At 53.5% G+C, this 23,226-nt stretch carries 17 protein-coding genes, 2 tRNA genes and 3 rRNA genes; 12 read left to right on the forward strand and 10 right to left on the reverse strand.

Annotation, left to right across the window (positions count from 1 at the left end; genetic code table 11):
• The 5 genes from ctaD to yrfG all read right to left on the reverse strand — a co-directional run bounded on the left by ctaD (nucleotide 1) and on the right by yrfG (nucleotide 5,501).
• Nucleotides 1–1,611: a cytochrome c oxidase subunit I gene (gene ctaD / locus K0I63_RS00625; RefSeq protein ID WP_011863933.1), complete on the reverse strand. Its 1,611-nt coding sequence runs from the start codon at nucleotides 1,609–1,611 to the stop codon at nucleotides 1–3.
• A 9-nt stretch (nucleotides 1,612–1,620) separates the two neighbouring features.
• Nucleotides 1,621–3,186 (reverse strand): cytochrome c oxidase subunit II, encoded by a 1,566-nt coding sequence (coxB, locus tag K0I63_RS00630; protein WP_220082224.1) that lies wholly within the window; start codon nucleotides 3,184–3,186, stop codon nucleotides 1,621–1,623.
• A 398-nt stretch (nucleotides 3,187–3,584) separates the two neighbouring features.
• Nucleotides 3,585–4,094 (reverse strand): cell division inhibitor SulA, encoded by a 510-nt coding sequence (locus K0I63_RS00635; RefSeq protein WP_220082225.1) that lies wholly within the window; start codon nucleotides 4,092–4,094, stop codon nucleotides 3,585–3,587.
• Nucleotides 4,091–4,708 (reverse strand): transcriptional repressor LexA, encoded by a 618-nt coding sequence (gene lexA / locus K0I63_RS00640; RefSeq protein WP_011863936.1) that lies wholly within the window; start codon nucleotides 4,706–4,708, stop codon nucleotides 4,091–4,093. Before lexA ends, K0I63_RS00635 begins: the two co-directional genes overlap by 4 nt.
• Before the next feature lie 118 nt (nucleotides 4,709–4,826).
• Nucleotides 4,827–5,501: a GMP/IMP nucleotidase gene (gene yrfG, locus K0I63_RS00645; protein WP_220082226.1), complete on the reverse strand. Its 675-nt coding sequence runs from the start codon at nucleotides 5,499–5,501 to the stop codon at nucleotides 4,827–4,829.
• Between the two features lie 97 nt (nucleotides 5,502–5,598).
• Here yrfG and nudE point away from each other — a divergent pair, with 97 nt between their 5' ends.
• From nudE to K0I63_RS00670, 5 genes are all read left to right on the forward strand, one after another.
• Nucleotides 5,599–6,144: an ADP compounds hydrolase NudE gene (gene nudE, locus K0I63_RS00650; RefSeq protein WP_011863938.1), complete on the forward strand. Its 546-nt coding sequence runs from the start codon at nucleotides 5,599–5,601 to the stop codon at nucleotides 6,142–6,144.
• A gap of 53 nt (nucleotides 6,145–6,197) precedes the next feature.
• Nucleotides 6,198–7,010 carry a 3'(2'),5'-bisphosphate nucleotidase CysQ gene (gene cysQ, locus K0I63_RS00655; RefSeq protein ID WP_220082227.1) on the forward strand — a complete coding sequence of 271 codons (813 nt, stop codon included), beginning with the start codon at nucleotides 6,198–6,200 and terminating at the stop codon, nucleotides 7,008–7,010.
• Nucleotides 7,003–7,458 (forward strand): GNAT family N-acetyltransferase, encoded by a 456-nt coding sequence (locus tag K0I63_RS00660; protein WP_220082228.1) that lies wholly within the window; start codon nucleotides 7,003–7,005, stop codon nucleotides 7,456–7,458. Before cysQ ends, K0I63_RS00660 begins: the two co-directional genes overlap by 8 nt.
• Nucleotides 7,459–7,565: 107 nt before the next feature.
• The gene (locus K0I63_RS00665) at nucleotides 7,566–8,222 is read left to right on the forward strand and encodes a TetR/AcrR family transcriptional regulator (RefSeq protein ID WP_220082229.1); all 657 of its coding nucleotides are present in this window, start codon (nucleotides 7,566–7,568) and stop codon (nucleotides 8,220–8,222) included.
• Nucleotides 8,213–10,075: an MFS transporter gene (locus K0I63_RS00670; protein ID WP_220082230.1), complete on the forward strand. Its 1,863-nt coding sequence runs from the start codon at nucleotides 8,213–8,215 to the stop codon at nucleotides 10,073–10,075. The genes K0I63_RS00665 and K0I63_RS00670 overlap by 10 nt, the downstream gene beginning before the upstream one ends.
• Nucleotides 10,076–10,133: 58 nt before the next feature.
• On the opposite strand, the gene mnmH is transcribed toward K0I63_RS00670, so the two are convergent.
• From mnmH to K0I63_RS00685, 3 genes are all read right to left on the reverse strand, one after another.
• Nucleotides 10,134–11,252, reverse strand: a complete 1,119-nt coding sequence (mnmH, locus tag K0I63_RS00675; RefSeq protein WP_434086782.1) for a tRNA 2-selenouridine(34) synthase MnmH — start codon at nucleotides 11,250–11,252, stop codon at nucleotides 10,134–10,136.
• The gene (gene selD / locus K0I63_RS00680; RefSeq protein WP_220082231.1) at nucleotides 11,252–12,295 is read right to left on the reverse strand and encodes a selenide, water dikinase SelD; all 1,044 of its coding nucleotides are present in this window, start codon (nucleotides 12,293–12,295) and stop codon (nucleotides 11,252–11,254) included. Before selD ends, mnmH begins: the two co-directional genes overlap by 1 nt.
• 165 nt (nucleotides 12,296–12,460) lie before the next feature.
• Entirely contained in the window at nucleotides 12,461–13,567 is a 1,107-nt protein-coding gene (locus tag K0I63_RS00685) for a fatty acid desaturase (protein ID WP_220082232.1), read from the reverse strand.
• Nucleotides 13,568–13,709: 142 nt separating this feature from the next.
• Here K0I63_RS00685 and fabR point away from each other — a divergent pair, with 142 nt between their 5' ends.
• On the forward strand, nucleotides 13,710–14,324 hold the full coding sequence (gene fabR, locus K0I63_RS00690; RefSeq protein WP_041406854.1) for an HTH-type transcriptional repressor FabR: 615 nt from the start codon (nucleotides 13,710–13,712) through the stop codon (nucleotides 14,322–14,324).
• 79 nt (nucleotides 14,325–14,403) lie between these two features.
• Here the strand turns inward: fabR and trmA are convergent, their stop codons facing one another.
• Nucleotides 14,404–15,501: a tRNA (uridine(54)-C5)-methyltransferase TrmA gene (gene trmA / locus K0I63_RS00695; RefSeq protein ID WP_220082233.1), complete on the reverse strand. Its 1,098-nt coding sequence runs from the start codon at nucleotides 15,499–15,501 to the stop codon at nucleotides 14,404–14,406.
• Nucleotides 15,502–15,708: 207 nt separating this feature from the next.
• On the opposite strand from trmA, the gene murI reads away from it, so the two are divergent.
• Nucleotides 15,709–16,509: a glutamate racemase gene (gene murI, locus K0I63_RS00700; RefSeq protein ID WP_220082234.1), complete on the forward strand. Its 801-nt coding sequence runs from the start codon at nucleotides 15,709–15,711 to the stop codon at nucleotides 16,507–16,509.
• Nucleotides 16,510–16,576: 67 nt separating this feature from the next.
• Here the strand turns inward: murI and K0I63_RS00705 are convergent, their stop codons facing one another.
• A complete protein-coding gene (locus K0I63_RS00705; protein WP_220082235.1) occupies nucleotides 16,577–17,041 on the reverse strand; it encodes an RNA recognition motif domain-containing protein in 465 nt (154 codons plus the stop codon).
• Between the two features lie 645 nt (nucleotides 17,042–17,686).
• Here K0I63_RS00705 and K0I63_RS00710 point away from each other — a divergent pair.
• The 5 genes from K0I63_RS00710 (at nucleotide 17,687) to rrf (ending at nucleotide 22,892) form a co-directional block, all read left to right on the forward strand.
• A 16S ribosomal RNA gene (locus K0I63_RS00710) occupies nucleotides 17,687–19,231 on the forward strand.
• 69 nt (nucleotides 19,232–19,300) lie between these two features.
• Nucleotides 19,301–19,377 (forward strand) — tRNA-Ile (locus K0I63_RS00715).
• Between the two features lie 52 nt (nucleotides 19,378–19,429).
• Nucleotides 19,430–19,505, forward strand: a tRNA-Ala gene (locus K0I63_RS00720).
• Nucleotides 19,506–19,750: 245 nt separating this feature from the next.
• A 23S ribosomal RNA gene (locus tag K0I63_RS00725) occupies nucleotides 19,751–22,643 on the forward strand.
• A gap of 133 nt (nucleotides 22,644–22,776) precedes the next feature.
• Nucleotides 22,777–22,892, forward strand: a 5S ribosomal RNA gene (gene rrf / locus K0I63_RS00730).
• Together the 16S, 23S and 5S rRNA genes with 2 tRNA genes alongside form the textbook arrangement of a ribosomal RNA operon.
• Nucleotides 22,893–23,226: the final 334 nt, after the last annotated feature.

A 23,226-nucleotide genomic window follows, 5' to 3' on the forward strand; every position in this document is an offset into this window, starting at 1 on the left:
CTATTTCACCTCGGGTGGTGTCGAGAATGAGTGGTAGGGCGCCGGACTCGGCAATGTCCACTCCAGTCCCTCGGCACCATCCCATGGCTTGCTGGGCGCCGGCTCGCCGCCGCGGATGCACTTGATCACCACCACCAGGAAGATCAGTTGCGACAGGCCGAAGGCGAAGCCGCCGATAGAGACTATCTGGTTAACGTCGGCAAACTGAATCGAGTAGTCCGGAATGCGTCGCGGCATGCCCGCCAGTCCCAGGAAGTGCATGGGGAAGAAGAGCACGTTCACCGAGATCACCGAGCACCAGAAATGCAGCTTGCCGAGTTTCTCGCTGTACATATGCCCGGTCCACTTAGGCAGCCAATAGTAGGCCGCCGCCATGATGGAGAAGATAGCGCCCGAGACCAGCACATAGTGGAAGTGAGCCACGACGAAGTAGGTGTCGTGATACTGGAAATCCACAGGCGTGATGGCCAGCATCAGCCCAGAGAAGCCGCCTATGGTGAAGAGTATGATAAAGGCGAGTGCAAACAGCATGGGCGTCTCGAAGGTGAGCGAGCCGCGCCAGAGGGTGGCCACCCAGTTAAATACCTTCACTCCGGTCGGCACGGCGATCAACATGGTGCAATACATGAAGAAGAGCTCGGCGAACACAGGCATACCTGTGGTAAACATGTGGTGCGCCCAGACCAGGAAGGAGAGGATCGCGATACTGGCGGTGGCATACACCATGGAGGAGTAGCCGAACAGCTTCTTGCGGCTGAAGGCCGGTACTATGGCGGAGATGATGCCGAAGGACGGCAAGATCATGATATAGACCTCGGGATGGCCGAAGAACCAGAAGATATGCTGGAACATTACTGGGTCACCACCACCGGCGGCGTCGAAGAAGCTGGTGCCGAAGAACTTGTCGGTCAGTACCATGGTCACTGTACCGGCGAGTACCGGCATCACGGCGATCAACAGGAAGGCGGTGATCAGCCAGGTCCAGACGAACAGTGGCAGCTTCATCCAGCTCATGCCCGGAGCGCGCATGTTGACTATGGTCACGATCACGTTGATGGCGCCCATGATGGAGCTGATACCCATGATGTGCACCGAGAAGACAAACAGCGCCGTGCTATCCGGGCTATAGGCCGTCGACAGCGGGGCGTAGAAGGTCCAACCAAAGTTAGGCCCGCCACCCTCCATAAACAGCGAGCTGAGCAGGATCGCAAAGGCGAAGGGCAAGATCCAGAAGCTCCAGTTGTTCATCCGCGGTAGGGCCATGTCTGGCGCGCCTATCATCATAGGGATCAGCCAGTTGGCCAGGCCGGTAAAGGCCGGCATCACGGCGCCAAACACCATGATGAGGCCGTGAACCGTGGTCATCTGATTGAAGAAGTTGGGCTCCACCAGTTGCAGACCCGGCTGGAACAGCTCGGCGCGGATCACCATGGCCATGGCGCCGCCGGTCAAGAACATGATGAAACTGAACCAGAGATACAGGGTGCCAATATCTTTATGGTTGGTGGTAAACAGCCAACGTTTTATACCCGTCGGGTGCTCCTCATGGTGGGTCGAATGTTCGCCAATATGAGTGGCATCCATATCTGCTTCACGCGTTATTGCATTCATAATGCCTCCCTATTGACCCTGTTGATTGACGTCTGTTGCCTGAACCATGTCGCCTGTGTTGTTACCCCAGGCGTTACGCTCATAGGTGATCACCGAGGCGAGCTCCTGTGGCGTTAACTGGTTGGCGAAGGCCTGCATGGCGGTGCCAGGCTTACCGTGAAGCACTATGTTCAGATGATTTTCAACTGGCCCAGTGGCGATGGCACTGCCTTTGAGAGCCGGGAAGGCGCCGGGTAATCCCATGCCTGTGGCCTGATGACAGGCGGCGCAGTGACCGAGATATACCTGTTCACCCTTGGCCATCAGCTCATCCATGGTCAGATCGTCTAACACAGGTGCTTGAGATTCCTCGGCGGCGGAGCTTGCTGCTGCACTCGATTCGGCTGCCGGGGTAGGCATAGCTTGAACCGCTTCGGCAGCTGCATCTGCTCCTGTATCAGCCCCGCTCGATGCGCCTGCGTTTGCCTGATTGACATCGGCTGCCTGAACCGTATCGCCCGTGTCGTTACCCCAGGCATTACGTTCGAAGGTGACCACGGCGGCTATTTCTGTGGCGGTCAGTTGCTGGGCGAAGGCCTGCATCGCTGTGCCTGAGCGGCCATGTAGCACCACATCTAGGTGATCGGCGACAGGGCCCTTGATGATTGGGCTGCCTATGAGTGACGGGAATACACCAGGTAAACCGGCACCATTTGGCTGGTGGCAGGCTGCGCAGCGGGCCATATAGACCTGTTCGCCCTGGGTCATCAGCTCTTCTTTCGTCAGGGTTTTTGACAGTGCGGCCTGGGCCTCGGCGGCGGCCGCGCTGGCCTGTGCCTCCTGCTCGACAATCCAGTTGTCGAAATCGGCCTCGGAAAGTACCTGTACTACGATCGGCATGAAGCCGTGATCCTTGCCGCAAAGCTCGGCGCACTGGCCACGGTAGATGCCTGGCTTGTCGATGCGGGTCCAGGCCTCGTTGATAAAGCCCGGGTTAGCATCTTTCTTTACCGCGAAGGCCGGCACCCACCAGGAGTGGATCACATCTTCCGAGGTCATCAGGAAGCGGATTTTACGATTTACCGGCAATACCAGTGGCTTGTCGACCTCCAACAGGTAGTGTTCGCCTTTGGTCTCCTTGCCCTCTATCTGTTCTCTGGGAGTCGCCAGCAGGCTGTAGTAGCTGATGTCTTGATCAAAATAGCTGTAGTGCCATTTCCATTGGGAGCCAGTGATCTTGATGGTGAGATCGGCATTGCTGGGATCTTCCATGGCGATGAGGGTCTTGGTGGCCGGGATTGCCATGAGGATCAAGATGACAAAGGGAACGAGCGTCCAGGCGATCTCTACCTTAGTGCTCTCATGAAAGTTTGCCGCGACGGCACCCTTAGAGCGCCTATGGTTGATGATGGCGTAGATCATCACCCCAAAGACGACTAGGCCTATGGCACAACAGATATAGAGAATCGTCATATGAAGGCTAAACACCTTATTGCTGATCTCTGTGACCCCTGATGTCATGTTCAGGGGCATATCTGCTGCGAGTATGGTGGGCGTAAATAGCAACGCCAGCAAACAACACAACACTTGCTTCACTAGACTTCTCCTCTGTCAATTGCGAAGGCAACTACAAAGAAGAGCCACACAGTATGTCTCGGCTCTATGCAAACTCTTCAGTTCCCAAAAAAGCAACGATGACTTCAAAGTGCGTCGGTGGTGAATCTCTTGTTCTGCTGGTGGTGACCACGCTTGCACTTACGGCTGAATATATCAGACCAATTTCAGCTTCCGTGGGCGAGGTATTACAGGTTCATTTTCGCCGCTCAAGCCGACAACCAAATTGTGCGATATAACAAATAATCGTTGATATCTCTTACTAACTTAATGGCTGTTTAAATATTGATCAAGATCACTTTTATTTTATTTTGCTAAACAAAACAGACACAAAAACGCCCCTTGCGGGGCGTCTGTATGGAAAGGTAGGGCGCGGAATATCAGTGTAGCGAACTGAACAGACTCAAGGTCTGGCCGCTGAGATCCTCTTGGGGAAAAGGGTTGGCAGGTAAGTGACCGTTCGCATCTTCGATCACCACTCCCAGGGCGCGGGTATTCTTGGCAACTATCTGTAGGCGACGACTGTCACGGGCATCCAGGGTTTGTGCCCAGCAGATCACCGCACTGGATGTACCACTTGTGAGGGCTTTTTCCATCGCCCACAGGGTTTCGACCTCATCCTTGGTGTGTACCAAGAGGATGCGATCCATACGCACACCGCCATCGGCCAGCATCTGTTTGTAGCCTATGTTAGGTGGGCTGATCAACACCACCCATTGTCCCTGCTGACTGAGTCTGGCTAGCTCCGGGGTGAGGGCCTGCAGCTCCTGCTTGCCCAGGGTCGAACTTGCCGTGGTAGAGATAGTGTTGCCATCGCTGCGCTTTAGTGAGCTGTCGAGATCGACCCACAGCCCTGGATGGCGTGGCGCCATGCCCATTAGGTTGTTCATTGCCAGTCTCCATTTCGAATAACGCCGACGGCCAGGCCTTCGATGCTCAGGCTCTGGGTGGTAAGGTCCACCACGATAGGGGAATACTCTTCATTCTCGGCATGCAGATAGACGGTGCTGCCACGCTTCTCGAAGCGTTTTACCGTTACATCATCTTCCACGCGGGCCACGACTATCTGGCCGTTTCTTGCCTGTTCGACCTTATGTACCGCCAGCAGATCGCCCTCGAGAATACCTATATCTTTCATACTGTCACCTCTGACTCGTAGCAAGAAGTCGGCGCTGGGGCGGAACATGCTAGGGTCAACCTGATAGTGTTGTTCCACATGCTCCTGGGCCAGGATGGGCTCACCGGCGGCTACCTGACCTATGAGGGGCAGGCCGAGATCTTCTGGCTCTTCTTCCTGGGTCAGCTTGATGCCACGCGAGGTGCCGGGCATGATTTCGATGCAGCCTTTCTTGGCCAGGGCCTTGAGGTGTTCCTCGGCGGCATTGGCGCTCTTAAAGCCTAGTCGACGCGCAATCTCGGCACGGGTAGGCGGCATGCCCGTGTCGGCAATATTGCGTTTTATCAGATCTAAAATCTCGGCTTGTCTCGGGGTTAAGGGTCTCATGATTAATCCTGTCTTTCCATACAGTACCTGTCAGTATATACAGTATTTTATACAGTGCAAGTATTAACCAGATTTTCTCCCAATCCCATCAAGCGATTAGCGCCTAAAGTGTGATTTATTAGCCAAGTTGCGCCTGTTCAAGGGAGAGCAGCAGATGATGGTAATCGTCGATGGCCGGGAAGTCGGTAAACTGCTTGTGAGGCTTCTGGCTGTCGGGATTCTTGATCCCCAGCTGGTAGCCGACGCCAGCCTTCTTGGCTGCCTGTAGTATGGGCTCGCTGTCGTCGATAAACAGGCAGCGGCTGGGATCCAAGGAATACTGATTAAACAGGTGACGCCAAAATTGCGGGTGTTCCTTGGGATAGCCGGTGGCGTGACTCGAGAGCATCTCATCGAGCCCGTTAGCCAGATCTGTATGCTCGAGTTTCAGCGCCAGGCTGTGGGGATGGGCGTTGGTGACCAAGATGCGCCGCTTGCTGTGTCTGGCCAGAGCGGTGAGAAAGGGCATGCTGTCCTGACGCAGCTGGATCCTGTCCACCAAAGTGTGGTGCAAAGCCAGGATGTCTAAACCCAGCTCCTGTTGCCAATATTCCAGGCAATACCACTCCAGGGTGCCGAACACCTTGGCGTAGGCATCCTCCACCAGTTGTTGGGCGTCGGCCTTAGGGATCTGCCTTTGTTCACACAAGGCCTGAGGCACCAGGCTAAGCCAGAAATGGTTGTCGAAATGCAGATCCAACAGGGTGCCGTCCATATCCAGTAGCACGGTATCTATCTTATTCCAGGGAAACATAAAGCGAGTAAAAAAATTCCTTGGTTTGAGTTGTGGATTAGGCCCATCATAGTAAGATTGAGTGGTTAAGCAAACGCCATTTTTATCAGGAAGATTCATGCCGGACAAAAAGCCGCAGATCCTACATGCCGAAGTTGTTGCCCAGAGCCGTCTGTTTCAGATAGAGCAGGTGCATTTAAAATTTTCGAACCAGGTTGAGCGCCAGTATGAGCGCATGAAGGGCAACGCCCGTGGCGCCGTGATGGTGGTGCCTGTGCATGGCGAGGAGCTATTGCTGGGACGCGAATATGCGGCGGGCACCCACAGCTATGAGCTGGGTTTCCCCAAGGGCCTGGTGGATCCCGGTGAGACCCATGCCGAGGCGGCCAACCGTGAGCTGCAGGAAGAGATAGGTTTTGGTGCGCGTAAGTTGACCCATCTGATGGAGTTGAGCCTGGCCCCCGGCTACTTTGCCAGCAAGATGCAGATCTTCGTCGCCGAAGATCTGTATGAGAGTCGATTGCAGGGTGACGAGCCCGAACCTATAGAGGTGGTGCGCTGGCCATTGAGCCAGTGGTCTGAGCTGTTATTAGAAGATGATTTTTCCGAATCTCGAAGCGTTAGCGCCTTGTTTTTGGCACAGAAACATCTAAAACTAAAGTAGTTAATCCGAATTATCATATTAGGCATTGCCAGATGTAGGCTGTTGGAGTTGTGATGAAGCCAGAAGAGTATGTTGAGCAGGCGATTTCGATTGCCATCGAGGCGGGTGAGGCCATCAAAGGGATCTACCTCGAGGGCAGTTTTGACAAAGAGGTGAAATCCGACAATACCCCGGTAACCTCTGCCGATATCGCGGCCCATGAGATCATCTCTTCTCAGCTAAGCAGCCTTACCCCTGAGATCCCTGTCCTCTCAGAAGAAGCGGCCGATATTCCTTTCTCCGAGCGCGCCGATTGGCAGCGTTACTGGTTGGTAGATCCTCTCGATGGCACGGGTGAGTTTATCGCCGGTAGCGGCGACTTCTCGGTGATCATCGCCCTGGTCGAGCACAATCGTCCCATCATGGGAATCGTCTATGTGCCCATGACGGGTGTGGTCTACTATGCCGTGGCAGGCCTGGGTGCCTACAAGCGTAGCAGCAAGGGCGAGGTGCGTATCGCCAGCAAGCAGCTGACCAAAGACGATGAGCCCTGCCTGCGTCTGGCGGTGAGCCGCCGTCAGGATCCTCAATCTGTGTTGAAGCTCTTCAATCATCCTAAGCATTGTGAACTCGTGGTGCTTGGCGGTGCGGCGCTAAAGAGCTGCCTGGTGGCAGAGGGCCGCGCCGACTGCTATGTGCGCATCGGCCCAACCGGCGAGTGGGACACAGGTGCGGCGCAGATCATCATCGAAGAGGCCGGCGGCCAGGTAATGGATCTCGAGCTGCAGCCGCTGAGCTACAACGAGCGTGAATCACTGGAGAACCCCAACTTCATCGTCGTGGGCTCGACTCACCTGCCATGGGATGAGCTGTTAACCGGTGAATAATCCTAATCTTATCAGTGTCGAGGCGGCTTGTAAGACTCAGCTGCCGGCGATCTATCGTCTCGAGCAGGGGCTCTTTGGCGACCATGCCTACCCGGATTTTTTCTTTCGTCAGAGCTTCGATTGCTGGCCGAGCGGGCTGCTTGTCGCCTGCGATAACGCTGAACGCCTGCTCGGTTACATCTTGCTGGCTAGGAGTGAACAGGCCGACTGCGCCTGGATCCTCTCTGTGGCCGTCGACGATGCCGCTCAGGGTCGGGGTATAGGCAGGCGCCTGATCACCGAGTCTCTGAGTGCGCTGCCAGGTAACGTGACCCAGGTAAAACTCACGGTAGCGCCGGATAACCCCGCCAGACACCTCTATGCCAAGCTGGGCTTTGTCGACCAGGGGCTGGAAGCCGATTATTTCGGCCCGGGCGAAGACAGGATCCTCATGATACTCCAGCGATAAAATCCTAATTTTCATCTACCCGGTGAAAAATAATCTTATTGTGAACATTGTTTTTTATTTTGCTTGCTGGTAACTTGTGCACAAATTGACAGCGCGATGGAGCCGAGATGGCAAGACGCAAAGAACATACTCATGATGAGATCCGGGCGATGGCGACCACTGCGGTGCTGCGCCACCTGGAGGTCGAGCCGCTCGATAGCCTGAGCCTGCGCAAGGTCGCGGCGGCCATAGGTTATGTGCCCAGCACCCTGGTGAATCTCTTCGGCAGCTATCAGGGCTTGCTGCTGGCGGTTGCAGAGCAGACCCTGGACGAGCTGTATCGGCACCTGGCTGCTAAAGCCCAAATATCTCAAGCAAATGCCTCTCAAGCACCTGCCGCTCAAAGCCAAGCGTCTGAGTCGAGTCAGCTTGAGGCGATGGCCGCGGCCTATCAGCAATTTGCCTTCGCGCAGCCAAGGGCGTTTCAGCTGATCTTCGAGCTTAAGGCGACGGAGGAGCAGGGGCTGAGCGATCACCATGCCCAGCTAATCGCGCAGCTGTTCGGCCTGATTGAGTCTTGCTTGGCGCGTCTGCTGCCCGAGCTTTCTGCCGAGCAACTATTACTGGCGAGCCGCGCCCTGTGGGGCGGCGTCCATGGTTTGGTGAGTCTGGCGCTGGACGACAAGCTCTTTGCCCCAGGGATCGGTATTGAGCAGGCCATTAGTCATCATCTAGCGGTACAACTTAAAGGATTGGGTTATCACAAGGAGGCGTTATGTTGTTAACCAAGCGGTTTTTCCCCTATTTTGCGACCCAGTGTCTGGGCGCGCTCAACGATAATATCTACAAGAATGTGCTGCTGCTGATGGTGACCTACAGCCAGATAGAGAGCCTGCCCATCAGCGTCAACCTGTTTGTTAACCTCGCCGCAGGCGTGTTTATCCTGCCTTTCTTCCTGTTTTCAGCCCACGCTGGTGTGGTGGCAGATAATATGGATAAAGCCAAATTGATCAGACGCTTAAAGCAGCTTGAGTTGGTGATCATGTCCTGCGCCGCCATGGCGATCTTGACCCAGAGTTACATGATGATGTTGCTGCTGCTCTTCTTAACCGGTAGCCAGTCGGCCTATTTTGGGCCGGTCAAATACTCGCTGTTGCCTCAGGCTTTGGCGGAAGATGAGCTGGTGACGGGCAATGCCTGGGTGGAGATGGGCACCTTCTTGTCGATCTTGATAGGCACACTCAGTGCCGGGCTTCTGGTGGCCAGCGACAAGGGCATTATAGCTACCGCGGCGACCGTGTTTGTGCTGGCCGTTGCGGGCTATCTGGCCAGCCGCGCGATCCCTGCCATGCCGCCACAGGGAAATGTTACTAAGATACGTTTCGCGCCTCTGTCTGGCACCTGGCGCAGCATCGCCAAGGTGAGGAAGACGCCGAGTATCTGGATGGCCATCTTAGCGATCAGCTGGTTCTGGTTCCTCGGGGCGACCTATCTGACCCAGTTCCCCAACTTTGCCAAGCTGCATTTGCACGCCGATGCCACCGTGGTCTCACTCTTGTTGGCGCTCTTCTCTATCGGGATTGCGGCAGGCTCCTTCCTGTGTGAGCGCTTCTCCTTCGGCCATGTGGAGCTGGGGCTGCTGCCCTTCGGCGTGGCTGGGCTAACTCTGTTTGGTGTGGATCTGTTGTGGTCGCTACCCGAGTTGCCCGCCCAGGCTGAGACCATCTATAGCTTTAGCAGCTTTATCGCCGAGTCACAGCACTATCGGGTGATGTTTGCCCTGTTTATGGTGGGGGTGAGCGGTGGCCTGTTTATCGTGCCCCTGTACGCCTTTATTCAGTCGCGCGCCGACAGGGGCGAGTGTGCTCAGGCGATTGCCGCGAACAATATCATGAATGCCCTGTTCATGGTGGTCTCGGCGGTCATGTCTATCTTGCTGCTAGAGGTGTTTGGCTGGCAGATCACAGAGCTCTTCCTATTGCTGGCGCTGCTCAATGCCGTCGTCGCCCTCTATGTCTATAGTCAGGTGCCCGAGTTTACCCAGAGATTTGTCAGTTACCTGCTGAGCCATATCCTGTATCGCGTTACGGTGATCGGCCGAGACAAGCTGCCTAGCGAAGGTGCCGGCATCATAGTGTGCAACCATGTGAGCTATGTGGATGCCTTGATCATCATGGGCGCCTCGACCCGTCCGATCCGTTTCGTGATGGATAAATCTATCAGCGAGATGCCGCTGCTCAAGTATCTGTTTCGCCATGCGGGGGTGATCCCCATATGTTCACCGCGTCAGAGTGAGGCGACCTATAACCAGGCGTTCGAGTCTATCCATCAGGCGCTGGCCGATGGCGAGCTGGTGTGTATCTTCCCCGAGGGGCGTCTGACGCCTAACGGTGAGCTGGGCGAGTTCCGTCCCGGTATCGACAAGATCCTCACTCGCGACCCCGTGCCTGTTATCCCTATGGCCCTCAACGGCCTCTGGGGTTCCTATTTCAGCCACAAGGATGGCCATGCCCTGAGTACCAGGCCAAAGCGCTTCTGGTCTAAGATCTCGGTTGATCTGGATGATGTGGTGTCGGGCACAGAGGCTAACCGCCATCTGCTGCGAGAGCGGGTCGCGGCCATGTTGCCCGCATCCTAGTAGGTTGCTGCTTGAGATTAAATAGTGAAAAGCCAGGCTGATGCCTGGCTTTTGTCTGCTAGCGAGTGGCGTATTCATCCAGCCATTGGTGCATAGCCTGATGGTCGCCCTGGAAGATCACCCTGTCGGCCTTCTTGCCAATCTGATACTGATACATGGGGTCGTAATACTTGCTCAGCAGCAGGGCGATCCATTCGAGGTGCGCCTGGGTATCGCCGCGTTGCATCTGTACGGCTAACGCGTCTGTGATCATCTGCTGCAGCTCATCGTGCTGCTTGCTACCCAGGCGTTTCTTAATGCCACTGATGCTGTTGGCCAGGTACTCGGCAAATGCCTCAAAGCCTGCTTCCTCGCCCAAGCGCTCGATATAGCCTTGATGCATCTTATGGACATATTCGTCCAGCAGACGTGTCAGCCTTGCCTCCAGTGGTTCCTCCAGGATGACCACGCTGGCGGCTTGCATTCCCATGTAGAAGGCCTTGGGCAGCGCCGAGCGTCCGATAAGGTAGCTCTCATCTTCTAACAGCAGGATTCTTGCCGCGCTCTGTTGGTGTCTGAGCAGGGCGACGCCCAGACTGTTTTCGAAGTTGATTTGTGTCGGCTGGCCCTCGTGATAGCGGCCGAAGCTGGATCCCCTGTGATGGGCCAGCCCTTCGAGGTCCACTGCCTCCTGGCGCTGCAGCAGAAAGTCTGTCTTACCACTGCCTGTGATGCCGCTGAGGATCAGCATAGGTTTCGCCTCTGGCGCCCTGTCTATGGTGTCGATAAGGTACTGGCGCATCGCCTTGTAGCCGCCCTGAATATAGGGGACGTCTCTGCCAGCCTCGGCCAGCCATTGCTGGGTCAGTTGAGAGCGCAGGCCGCCGCGAAAGCAATAGAGGTAGGCGCCTGGATGGGCGTCGAGATAGGCAAGCCAGGCGTCGACGCGCTGCTGTTTGACCTCGCCGCAAACCAGGGAGTGGCCCAGGGCGATGGCGGCATCCTGGCCATGTTCCTTATAGCAGGTGCCCACTTGTTGTCGCTCTTCGTCGCGCATCAGGGGATGGTTGCTGCTGGCGGGAAAGGCGCCCTTGGTGAACTCTATCGGCGCGCGCACATCCATGATGGGATGGCCGCTGGCCAGGATACGGCCATATTCGCTTGCCGGAATGACGTTAGCCAATTGATGATTACCCATTAGATCAGCTCTACCAGTGGCTGCGACTCGGTTTGCGGCGCCAAGTGGCCGATGCATTGGGTCGGCAGTCCCTCTTTTTCCAGCAGAGCCAGTAGCTCGGCCTCATGGCTGTTAGATACGGCGATCAGCAAACCGCCGCTGGTTTGTGGGTCGCACAGCAGGGCTTTCTGCTCGTCGTTCACCTCTGGCAGGTGTTCGCCGTAGCTGTCGTAGTTTCTATGGGTGCCGCCGGGGATACAACCGAGCCTGAGGTAATCCATCGCCTTTGGCAGCATGGGCAGAGCCGCCAGGTCTATCTTGGCCGCCAGCGTGGCGCCCTGGCACATCTCGATCAGGTGGCCGGCCAGGCCAAAGCCGGTGACATCCGTCATGGCGGTAACCCCGGAGATCTTGGCGATGGTGGCGCCAATCTTGTTGAGCTGGCACATGGCACGCGGCGCGATGTCGATATCCTCGTCTGCCAGCTTCTTCTGTTTCTGCGCCGTGGTCAGAATGCCGATACCGAGGGGCTTGGTTAGGAACAGCCTGTCGCCCGCCTTGGCGGTATCGTTCTGCTTAAGCTCGTTTAACGGGATCTGTCCGGTCACGGCGAGGCCGAAGATAGGCTCGGGCGCATCAATACTGTGGCCGCCTGCCAACATGATGCCGGCATCCTTACAGGCCTGGCGTCCGCCATCGACCACCTGTTGGGCAATTTCCGCTGGCAAGACATTGACTGGCCAGCCCAAAATAGCGATGGCCATCATAGGCGTGCCGCCCATGGCGTAGATATCGCTGATGGCATTGGTGGCGGCAATACGCCCGAAGGTAAAGGGGTCATCCACGATCGGCATGAAGAAGTCTGTGGTGCTGATGATGCCTGTCTCATCGTTGAGTCGGTAAACGGCGGCATCGTCGCGGGTCTGATTGCCTACCAGGATGTTGGGGTCGTCAAAGCTGGGTAGCTGAGAGGCGAGTATGGTGCCCAGTACCTTAGGTGAAATCTTGCAACCACAGCCAGCGCCATGGCTGTATTCGGTGAGTTTAATCTTTTCTGCTGACATAACCGCAAACTATCTCTGGATGAAGTGGAGAGCCGCTCATGATAGACCCATAGGTGCGCCACTTCAATCGCCTAACTTAGATATGAAGGGCGGGAGGCCGCTATCATTCCTGATTATGTTAGGGTGTAAAAAAGCCACCCCAGGGGTGGCTCTTTCGAGATAGGACTAGGCAAAGCCTGTGGTGAGGGACTTCCACTGCTTCTGGCGTGCCAGCAATTCCTGCTTCAGGTGCTCTACCTGCTGCATCAGCTGATGTGTGGTCAGCTGTTTGCGCTTGGCTTCCAGCAGCTCCTTATGGGCCTGATAGTAATCGGCAATATGGGTCTTGAGCAGCTCATATTCCGCATGGATCTTCTCGAGGATCTCTTCGTGGTTGGCCAGCTGTGTGACCTTATGCTGCGCCTTCTTCAGTTGCATCTGCAACTTGGCACTCTCGATTCGCTCCTGTGGCGTGACCCTGAGGTTGTTGGCCAGCCCGGTCCAGGCCATAGCGTTGATCAGCCATTTGGTAGGATCATAGTGCCACCAGAGGATGCCGTTGCGATAGTCGTTCTCGAAGATGTGGTGAAAGTTATGATAGCCCTCGCCATAGGTAAACAGTGCCAGCACGCCGTTGTCACGCGCCGTGTTTTTGTCTGTGTAGGGCTGGTTGCCCCAGATGTGGGCCAGCGAGTTGATGAAGAAGGTGCAGTGGTGTACGACCACCAGACGTAGCAGACCCGCCATTAGCAACATGGCCCAGACATCGCCATTGAGCCAGCCTAGTAGCGCCGGCAGGCCTATGTTCATGATGATGAGAAGCGGCAGATAATATTTGTGCTGCCACATCACAATTTTCTCATTCTGCAGATCACGGACGTTCTTATAATCGTGATAACGCTGCGCCTGATACTCCCTTAGCATCCAGCCGATATGGCTGTACCAGAAACCCATGTTAGCCGAATAGGGGTCTTTGTCGTTGTCATCCACATGCTTGTGATGGATACGATGATCCGACGACCAATGCAGGGCGCTGTTCTGTAGGGCCAGGGCGCCGCCCAAGGCAAACAGAAAACGTACCGACCAGTGTGCCTTGTAGGTGCGATGTGACCAGAGCCTATGGTATCCGGCGGTTATCGACAGACCACTGGCGAAGGCGAGGCCGACAAAGGCAACCCATTCTGCCATGCCATAGCCATAGGTGATGCCATACCAAGGCACCAGAATGACAGCACCTAAGAAGGTGATGGCAAAGAGTAAAATGTTGGTCCAGATGAGGGGAGGCTTTTTCATTATAATGTCCAGGTTCTCTTCGCTGAGCGTACAGCTGTAAGCTAATTCTACTGACTTAATGGAGCAGGTCAAGGCGGGCTGCGTTTTTGCCTCAAAGAAGGTATGATTGCCAGATTGAGTTTTATCTAGTGGATTCATCATGATGGGTATCAGAGCACAGCAAAAAGAAAAAACGCGTCGCGCCTTGGTCGATGCGGCATTTAATCAATTAAGTGCCGAACGCAGTTTTTCTAGCCTGAGTCTGCGGGAAGTGGCTCGCGAGGCCAACATAGCGCCAACCTCCTTCTATCGTCACTTTAAGGATATGAACGAGCTGGGGCTCACCATGGTGGATGAAGGCGGCCTGACCCTGAGACAGATGATGCGCAAGGGACGTCAACGCGCCGAGGCCGGCGGCAGCGTGATTCGCATCTCAGTCGATACCTTTATGGAAGTCTTGGAGTCTAACCCCAACGTCTTTCGCATCTTGCTGCATGAGCGCTCGGGCACCTCGGCGCCGTTTCGTGCGGCGGTGGCGAGAGAGATAGAACACTTCATCTCTGAGTTAGCGCACTATACCGAGGCGACCACCAAGCGCACCCCCGAACTGGCCAGGGCTCAGGCGGAGGCCCTAGTGACTTTAGTCTTCAATGCTGGCGCTGCGGCGCTGGATATGAAAAGAGTCGATCGCAAGATATTGGCGGATCGCCTGGTGATCCAGCTGCGCATGGTGGCTAAGGGCGCCGAGTCCCTGCAGCAGAAGATGGAACACCGCTAGCCGGTAATAAATCGGACAAGCGAGCAACAAAAAAAGGGCCATCGGGCCCTTTTTTACTGTTTGACTTATAGCTAGCCGATTAACGACGTTCCAGCAGGACGCCAGATTCCATATGATCTGTATAGGGGAACTGGTCGAAGAGCGCGAAGCGGGTGATCTTATGGGTCTTGCCCAACACCTTGAGGTTGTCCAGCAGGGTATTGGGATTACAAGAGATATAGAGGATACGCTCGTAGCCCTGCACCATAGATAGGGTGTTGTCATCTAAGCCTGCTCTTGGCGGGTCGACGAAGATGGTGTTGCAGTCATAGCTGTCCAGATCCACCCCTTCTAAGCGTCTGAAGCTGCGTTTCTTGGCCAGGGCATCGGTAAAGTCTTCCGCCGACATACGGATGATCTGCAGATTATCTATCTGGTTGGCCTCTATGTTGTACTGGGCCGAGTCCACAGATGGCTTGGCCAGTTCGGTAGCGAGCACGCGGTTGAAGTTCTGTGCCAGGGCGATAGAGAAATTACCGTTGCCGCAGTAGAGCTCCAACAGATCGCCACTACTATCACGGGTGATGTCGATGGCCCACTCGAGCATCTTGATCGCTACCTCGCCGTTTGGCTGGGTAAAGCTGTTTTCGACCTGCTTATAGGTAAGCTGCTTGCCGTTGACGGGGAGGGATTCGATAACGAAGTCGCGATCCATCACCAGCTTCTGCTTACGAGCGCGGCCTATGATGTCCACCTTAAATTTGCTCGACAGTGCCTGTTTCAGCGCCTGAGCTTCCTCTTGCCACTGGGCATCGAGCTGCTTGTGGTACAGGAGTGACACTAAGATCTCTCCGCTGAGGGTAGAGAGAAAATCCACCTGGAACAGCTTGTGTCTCAGGACCGGGTTGGGACGCAGCGCCGCCATCAGCTCAGGCATCATGTCGTTGATCAACTGGCTCGCCGGTAAGAACTGCTCGCAGCGTATCTTCTGGTTCTGCGCCTTATCGAACATGTAATAGTAGAGATCCTCACCCTCATGCCAGACGCGGAACTCGGCGCGCATGCGGTAGTGGGCTTTCTGTGAGGCAAACACTTCCAGTTCGGGTGTCTCGAAGTCGGCAAATAGCTGGGCTAGTTTCTGACGCTTCACATCGAGTTGTGCGTCATATTGCTGGGGATCCATTGCGTCTACATTCATTTCTTAACACCGTTACTGTCTCTGGGGGCGCAAATAGTATACTACTTGTCGTTGATGTCTAGGGGTTGGCTAACATTGTAGCGGACTTTCCCAGCGGATTAAGCCGCCATAAAAGCCAATTGTAAGGCCTATGGCTTTAGCTTTTATCGCGAATGTGAAAAAATCGCCCCTTTAGTGTGTCTGCGTTTCTATGATGGGAGAGCTAATTTGTCAGCAAATATACTCGTGTTCGATTCTGGGGTAGGCGGCCTGTCGATATTGGCGGCGGTGCGAGAGCTGCTTCCCAGTGCGAACTACTGTTATCTGTTTGACAATGCTAGGCTACCCTATGGCGAACTTGACGAGCAGGAGCTGATCCAAGGTTGCGTGAGCTTAATTAGTCAGGCGGTTATTCAGTGCCAGGCAGATATCGTGGTCGTGGCCTGTAACAGTGCCAGCACACTTATATTGCCAGCGTTAAGAGCCTGCCTGAAGGTGCCTGTGGTCGGCGTTGTTCCGGCCATTAAGCCCGCGGCGGTGTTATCAAAGAAGAAACACCTTGGGCTATTGGCAACGCCCGGTACTGTCAATCGCCAATACACCCAAGATCTTATCGATCAGTTTGCCAGCGATTGTCGCGTGGACAGATTTGGCTCCTCCGAGCTGGTCTATCTGGCCGAGGATAAGATGGCGCAGCGGCCTGTGGATAGCGAGGCTCTCCATCGTATCCTTGCACCAATCAAAGCATCCGGGTTAGACACCCTGATCCTCGGCTGTACTCACTTTCCGATTCTAAGAGAGGAGCTGCAAAGCTACTTGGGTGAGGGCGTGCATCTATTAGATTCATCCAATGCGATTGCGGCCAGGGTGGTGAGCCTGCTCGAGCCGAGCATGAGTGGAAAGATAGGTAAGAGTCAGGCGCTCTATACGACAGATAGTATTTCCGAGGGATTAAGGAAGACCTTAGCTGCCTGGGGATTCAGATCGGCTACCGCCTTTCGCGATAGCCTGATGCCGACAGGCAGCTAGGTTATGACGCTGCTAAATATAAGCTGACTTTCTAATATCAATTAATATCAAATAAGCCGGGTTAAACTTAGCTGGCCTGTGCTGCTTCGTTTTTCTCTGCATCTTGCGATTTAGCTTCACGAACCTTGAGGGTGCGTTCCTGGAACTCGAATTCGTTTAGCTTGGTCATCGCCTTCTTGGCGCCCGCCTCTGACATCTCGATAAAGCCGAAACCCTTACGACGTCCTGTCTTGCGATCGCGAACCAATCTGACCGAGCTAACAGGACCATACTTGCCAAATAACTCTTTCACTTCACCTTCATGCACACGGTAAGGCAGGTTGCCTACATAGAGTGTCATTGTGGGTCCTGTGTAAGTGTCGCCTCCGGTAGCGTTAGCGTTAGCGGGAGAGGGTTGAAGTGTAAAAATAACACTCGCAATAATAGCACCAGTAAAAAATGCGACCGCTGAATAAAGCTCTGGTGTGAACTGAGATATGGCCAATGCGCCCAGGATGGCGACAATCAAAACAATAAGAAATGGCTTTTGCATATAATAGGTTCTCTGAGGAATTGATAATTAACTGTTAACAGCTCGTATATGGTAATGAATTATTAGCAATTACACTAGCATATTGATGAAAAAACGAACTTTAGCAGCCTTTGATATTGCGAGATCTCGATCCATTCTGTGTGATTTCCCCTCATTTTGTTTCTTAATTCAACGAAGCGATTAAAAGATCGACTTGCGATCGCCGATCCTTGAAAAAGCCCTTGCGCCCAAATCAGAACTGCCTATAATGCGCATCCACTGACACGGCAAAGCAGACAACGCAGCGTCGAAACACTTGGTAGCTAAGGCGATAAGGTGGTCAGTCACTGAAAAGTGAAGCCTCAAAAAGTTTGCAAAAACTGCTTGACGCGAACAAGGGATTGCGTAGAATACGCAGCCCTAGCCACTCGGGAATCGCCGGGATGCGCTAACGCTCTTTAACAATTTATCAAGTAATCTGTGTGGACACTCACAGGTATTGAGTTAATCGAAAACGATTTAAATCTCAATGCAATTTCTCATTAGAGATAATGAGTGTTCATAGCAATATGTACAAACATGTAGATGATTCTTCCGAGTCATTTATATGAATCAGAATTCATTGAGTCGCTTCCTTTTGAATAAAGAGTGGAGCAAAAAAACTTTTAATTGAAGAGTTTGATCATGGCTCAGATTGAACGCTGGCGGCAGGCCTAACACATGCAAGTCGAGCGGTAACATTTCAAAAGCTTGCTTTTGAAGATGACGAGCGGCGGACGGGTGAGTAATGCCTAGGGAACTGCCCAGTCGAGGGGGATAACAGTTGGAAACGACTGCTAATACCGCATACGCCCTACGGGGGAAAAGAGGGGATCTTCGGACCTTCTGCGATTGGATGTACCTAGGTGGGATTAGCTAGTAGGTGAGGTAATGGCTCACCTAGGCGACGATCCCTAGCTGTTCTGAGAGGATGATCAGCCACACTGGGACTGAGACACGGCCCAGACTCCTACGGGAGGCAGCAGTGGGGAATATTGCACAATGGGCGCAAGCCTGATGCAGCCATGCCGCGTGTGTGAAGAAGGCCTTCGGGTTGTAAAGCACTTTCAGCGAGGAGGAAAGGTTAACGGTTAATACCCGTTAGCTGTGACGTTACTCGCAGAAGAAGCACCGGCTAACTTCGTGCCAGCAGCCGCGGTAATACGAGGGGTGCAAGCGTTAATCGGAATTACTGGGCGTAAAGCGTACGCAGGCGGTTGATTAAGCGAGATGTGAAAGCCCCGGGCTTAACCTGGGAACTGCATTTCGAACTGGTCAACTAGAGTCTTGTAGAGGGGGGTAGAATTTCAGGTGTAGCGGTGAAATGCGTAGAGATCTGAAGGAATACCGGTGGCGAAGGCGGCCCCCTGGACAAAGACTGACGCTCAGGTACGAAAGCGTGGGGAGCAAACAGGATTAGATACCCTGGTAGTCCACGCCGTAAACGATGTCTACTCGGAATTTGGTGTCTTGAACACTGGGTTCTCAAGCTAACGCATTAAGTAGACCGCCTGGGGAGTACGGCCGCAAGGTTAAAACTCAAATGAATTGACGGGGGCCCGCACAAGCGGTGGAGCATGTGGTTTAATTCGATGCAACGCGAAGAACCTTACCTACTCTTGACATCCAGAGAACTTTTCAGAGATGAATTGGTGCCTTCGGGAACTCTGAGACAGGTGCTGCATGGCTGTCGTCAGCTCGTGTTGTGAAATGTTGGGTTAAGTCCCGCAACGAGCGCAACCCTTATCCTTACTTGCCAGCGGGTAATGCCGGGAACTTTAGGGAGACTGCCGGTGATAAACCGGAGGAAGGTGGGGACGACGTCAAGTCATCATGGCCCTTACGAGTAGGGCTACACACGTGCTACAATGGTCGGTACAGAGGGTTGCGAAGCCGCGAGGTGGAGCTAATCTCACAAAGCCGGTCGTAGTCCGGATTGGAGTCTGCAACTCGACTCCATGAAGTCGGAATCGCTAGTAATCGTGGATCAGAATGCCACGGTGAATACGTTCCCGGGCCTTGTACACACCGCCCGTCACACCATGGGAGTGGGCTGCACCAGAAGTAGATAGCTTAACCTTCGGGAGGGCGTTTACCACGGTGTGGTTCATGACTGGGGTGAAGTCGTAACAAGGTAGCCCTAGGGGAACCTGGGGCTGGATCACCTCCTTACCTATACGATTGACTGATATTTGTTGAGTGTTCACACAGATTACTTGATAGAAGATAGAGAATGACGTTGGGTCTGTAGCTCAGCTGGTTAGAGCGCACCCCTGATAAGGGTGAGGTCGGTGGTTCAAGTCCACTCTGACCCACCAATCTTTTCAACTGGAAAGATTCGGTAAACGTATTATTCTCGCTGCATGTAATGGGGCTATAGCTCAGCTGGGAGAGCGCCTGCCTTGCACGCAGGAGGTCTGCGGTTCGATCCCGCATAGCTCCACCATTTGCTCTTAAAGAGAGCATGCAGTTATGGTTAGAGATGCCAAAGATAAATGCAGAATTTATCTTTGGCTTTTTTAAGCCCGCTCTTTAAAAATTTGGAAAGCTGATAGTAATAACCGAAAGGTTATTGCGAAAAATAATTGAGTTCTCAAAACACACTTTAATCAAGTGACTTGAGTATTCTTTTGGCGAAAGTAGAAACCGTTAGTTGCGATGCAGCTCAGATGAAACTCATTTGGGTTGTATGGTTAAGTGACTAAGCGTATACGGTGGATGCCTTGGCAGTCAGAGGCGATGAAGGACGTAGTAACTTGCGAAAAGCGTTGGCGAGCTAGTAACAAGCATTTGAGCTAACGATGTCCGAATGGGGAAACCCGGCACCATAAGGTGTCATCACTAAGTGAATACATAGCTTAGTGAGGCGAACGAGGGGAACTGAAACATCTAAGTACCCTTAGGAAAAGAAATCAACCGAGATTCCCCTAGTAGCGGCGAGCGAACGGGGATTAGCCCTTAAGCCTAGAGGGTGTTAGTGGAATGTGTTGGAAAGCACAGCGATACAGGGTGATAGCCCCGTACATGAAAACTAACTTTAGGTGAAAACGAGTAGGACGGGACACGTGATATCTTGTTCGAATATGGGGGGACCATCCTCCAAGGCTAAATACTCCTGACTGACCGATAGTGAACCAGTACCGTGAGGGAAAGGCGAAAAGAACCCCTGTGAGGGGAGTGAAATAGAACCTGAAACCGTATACGTACAAGCAGTGGGAGCGGTTCTTGAGACCGTGACTGCGTACCTTTTGTATAATGGGTCAGCGACTTACATTTTGTAGCGAGGTTAAGCGAATAGCGGAGCCGTAGGGAAACCGAGTGTTAACTGCGCGTTTAGTTGCAAGGTGTAGACCCGAAACCCGGTGATCTAGCCATGGGCAGGTTGAAGGTTGAGTAACATCAACTGGAGGACCGAACACACGTATGTTGAAAAATGCGGTGATGACTTGTGGCTGGGGGTGAAAGGCCAATCAAACCGGGAGATATCTGGTTCTCCTCGAAAGCTATTTAGGTAGCGCCTCGAGCGAATACCATTGGGGGTAGAGCACTGTTAAGGCTAGGGGGTCATCCCGACTTACCAACCCTTTGCAAACTCCGAATACCAATGAGTACTACTCGGGAGACACACGGCGGGTGCTAACGTCCGTCGTGAAAAGGGAAACAACCCAGACCATCAGCTAAGGTCCCAAAGTTATTGCTAAGTGGGAAACGATGTGGGAAGGCTTAGACAGCTAGGATGTTGGCTTAGAAGCAGCCATCATTTAAAGAAAGCGTAATAGCTCACTAGTCGAGTCGGCCTGCGCGGAAGATATAACGGGGCTAAGCAATACACCGAAGCTATGGGTACTAGCGCTTGCGCTGGTGCGGTAGAGGAGCGTTCTGTAAGCCGTTGAAGGTGAAGGGGTAACCCACGCTGGAGGTATCAGAAGTGCGAATGCTGACATGAGTAACGATAAAGGGGGTGAAAAACCTCCTCGCCGAAAGACCAAGGGTTCCTGTCCAACGTTAATCGGGGCAGGGTGAGTCGACCCCTAAGGCGAGGCCGAAAGGCGTAGTCGATGGGAAACGGGTTAATATTCCCGTACTTCTGCTAACTGCGATGGAGAGACGGAGAAGGCTAGGCTAGCGCGGCGTTGGTTGTCCGCGTTTAAGGCTGTAGGTAGGGTACTTAGGCAAATCCGGGTACCTAATACTGAGAGTTGATGACGAGTCACTACGGTGATGAAGTAGTTGATGCCATGCTTCCAGGAAAATCTTCTAAGCTTCAGGTTAGTAGGAATCGTACCCCAAACCGACACAGGTGGTCGGGTAGAGAATACCAAGGCGCTTGAGAGAACTCGGCTGAAGGAACTAGGCAAAATGGTACCGTAACTTCGGGAGAAGGTACGCTCCTGTTGGTGATGAGACTTGCTCTCTAAGCTGACGGGAGTCGCAGATACCAGGTGGCTGCAACTGTTTATCAAAAACACAGCACTGTGCAAAATCGCAAGATGACGTATACGGTGTGACGCCTGCCCGGTGCCGGAAGGTTAATTGATTGGGTTATCTTCGGAGAAGCTCATGATCGAAGCCCCGGTAAACGGCGGCCGTAACTATAACGGTCCTAAGGTAGCGAAATTCCTTGTCGGGTAAGTTCCGACCTGCACGAATGGCGTAATGATGGCCACGCTGTCTCCAGCCGAGACTCAGTGAAGTTGAAATTGCGGTGAAGATGCCGTATACCCGCGGCTAGACGGAAAGACCCCGTGAACCTTTACTATAGCTTGGCACTGAACATTGACCCTACATGTGTAGGATAGGTGGGAGACTTTGAAGCGGGAACGCCAGTTCTCGTGGAGTCATCCTTGAAATACCACCCTTGTAGTGTTGATGTTCTAACTCTGGCCCCTGAATCGGGGTTGAGGACAGTGCCTGGTGGGTAGTTTGACTGGGGCGGTCTCCTCCCAAAGAGTAACGGAGGAGCACGAAGGTTGGCTAAGTACGGTCGGACATCGTACGGTTAGTGCAATGGCATAAGCCAGCTTAACTGCGAGACATACACGTCGAGCAGGTGCGAAAGCAGGTCATAGTGATCCGGTGGTTCTGAATGGAAGGGCCATCGCTCAACGGATAAAAGGTACTCCGGGGATAACAGGCTGATACCGCCCAAGAGTTCATATCGACGGCGGTGTTTGGCACCTCGATGTCGGCTCATCACATCCTGGGGCTGAAGTCGGTCCCAAGGGTATGGCTGTTCGCCATTTAAAGTGGTACGCGAGCTGGGTTCAGAACGTCGTGAGACAGTTCGGTCCCTATCTGCCGTGGGCGTTGGATGATTGAAGGGAGCTGCTCCTAGTACGAGAGGACCGGAGTGGACGAACCGCTGGTGTTCGGGTTGTCATGCCAATGGCATTGCCCGGTAGCTACGTTCGGAATCGATAACCGCTGAAAGCATCTAAGCGGGAAGCGAGCCCTAAGATGAGTCATCCCTAGACCTTTAAGGTCTCTAAAGAGCCGTCCGAGACTAGGACGTTGATAGGCAGGGTGTGTAAGCGTTGTGAGGCGTTGAGCTAACCTGTACTAATGACTCGTGAGGCTTAACCATACAACCCAAAAGGGTTTTTACTGCAAAGTAAGTAATGGTTTTACGTAATCAAAAGAATACAAAGTACTTGATTGAAGTGCGAACTCAAATTGACTCTTAGATAAGAGTACAGCTTTCCGAATTTCCAAATTTGTCTGGAAACCATAGCATTGTGGTCCCACCTGATCCCATCCCGAACTCAGAAGTGAAACGCAATCGCGCCGATGGTAGTGTGGGGTCTCCCCATGTGAGAGTAGGTCATTTCCAGGCGCCTAATTTAGTGAAGAAGCCACCTGAATAAGGTGGCTTTTTTGCGTTTGGGGTTTATGAAATTATCGGCGTACACTCTCGAAACCACCTTAATTAAAGTCAGGTGGCTTATTCACTTATGTAGGCATAAATGCCTACTCCCGATGTCGCCCCACCGCTGAGCGGGGTCTCCGGCTACGAAGCATAGCTTCTCCGCGTTCAGGTGAGGCTAAATACTGCGTATTTAAAGAGTCTCACTTTCACCCCCATGTGTTCGCTGCGCGAACCGAGTAGGTCATTTTCTGCTGCTACCGTTCTTTTGCTTTTGACAAAGTAACAGGAATGTTTATTCCCT

The sequence above is a fragment of the Shewanella rhizosphaerae genome (assembly GCF_019457655.1).
Lineage (GTDB): Bacteria > Pseudomonadota > Gammaproteobacteria > Enterobacterales > Shewanellaceae > Shewanella > Shewanella loihica.

Excerpts from the sequence above, each read along its gene's own strand:
- ctaD (WP_011863933.1), bottom strand. The coding sequence starts at position 1,611 with ATGAATGCAATAACGCGTGAAGCAGATATGGATGCCACTCATATTGGC.
- yrfG (WP_220082226.1), bottom strand. The coding sequence starts at position 5,501 with ATGTTTCCCTGGAATAAGATAGATACCGTGCTACTGGATATGGACGGC.
- nudE (WP_011863938.1), top strand. The coding sequence starts at position 5,599 with ATGCCGGACAAAAAGCCGCAGATCCTACATGCCGAAGTTGTTGCCCAG.
- K0I63_RS00705 (WP_220082235.1), bottom strand. The coding sequence starts at position 17,041 with ATGCAAAAGCCATTTCTTATTGTTTTGATTGTCGCCATCCTGGGCGCA.
- K0I63_RS00670 (WP_220082230.1), top strand. The coding sequence starts at position 8,213 with ATGTTGTTAACCAAGCGGTTTTTCCCCTATTTTGCGACCCAGTGTCTG.
- mnmH (WP_434086782.1), bottom strand. The coding sequence starts at position 11,252 with ATGGGTAATCATCAATTGGCTAACGTCATTCCGGCAAGCGAATATGGC.
- selD (WP_220082231.1), bottom strand. The coding sequence starts at position 12,295 with ATGTCAGCAGAAAAGATTAAACTCACCGAATACAGCCATGGCGCTGGC.
- K0I63_RS00635 (WP_220082225.1), bottom strand. The coding sequence starts at position 4,094 with ATGAACAACCTAATGGGCATGGCGCCACGCCATCCAGGGCTGTGGGTC.
- lexA (WP_011863936.1), bottom strand. The coding sequence starts at position 4,708 with ATGAGACCCTTAACCCCGAGACAAGCCGAGATTTTAGATCTGATAAAA.
- fabR (WP_041406854.1), top strand. The coding sequence starts at position 13,710 with ATGGGTATCAGAGCACAGCAAAAAGAAAAAACGCGTCGCGCCTTGGTC.
- cysQ (WP_220082227.1), top strand. The coding sequence starts at position 6,198 with ATGAAGCCAGAAGAGTATGTTGAGCAGGCGATTTCGATTGCCATCGAG.
- K0I63_RS00685 (WP_220082232.1), bottom strand. The coding sequence starts at position 13,567 with ATGAAAAAGCCTCCCCTCATCTGGACCAACATTTTACTCTTTGCCATC.
- K0I63_RS00665 (WP_220082229.1), top strand. The coding sequence starts at position 7,566 with ATGGCAAGACGCAAAGAACATACTCATGATGAGATCCGGGCGATGGCG.
- trmA (WP_220082233.1), bottom strand. The coding sequence starts at position 15,501 with ATGAATGTAGACGCAATGGATCCCCAGCAATATGACGCACAACTCGAT.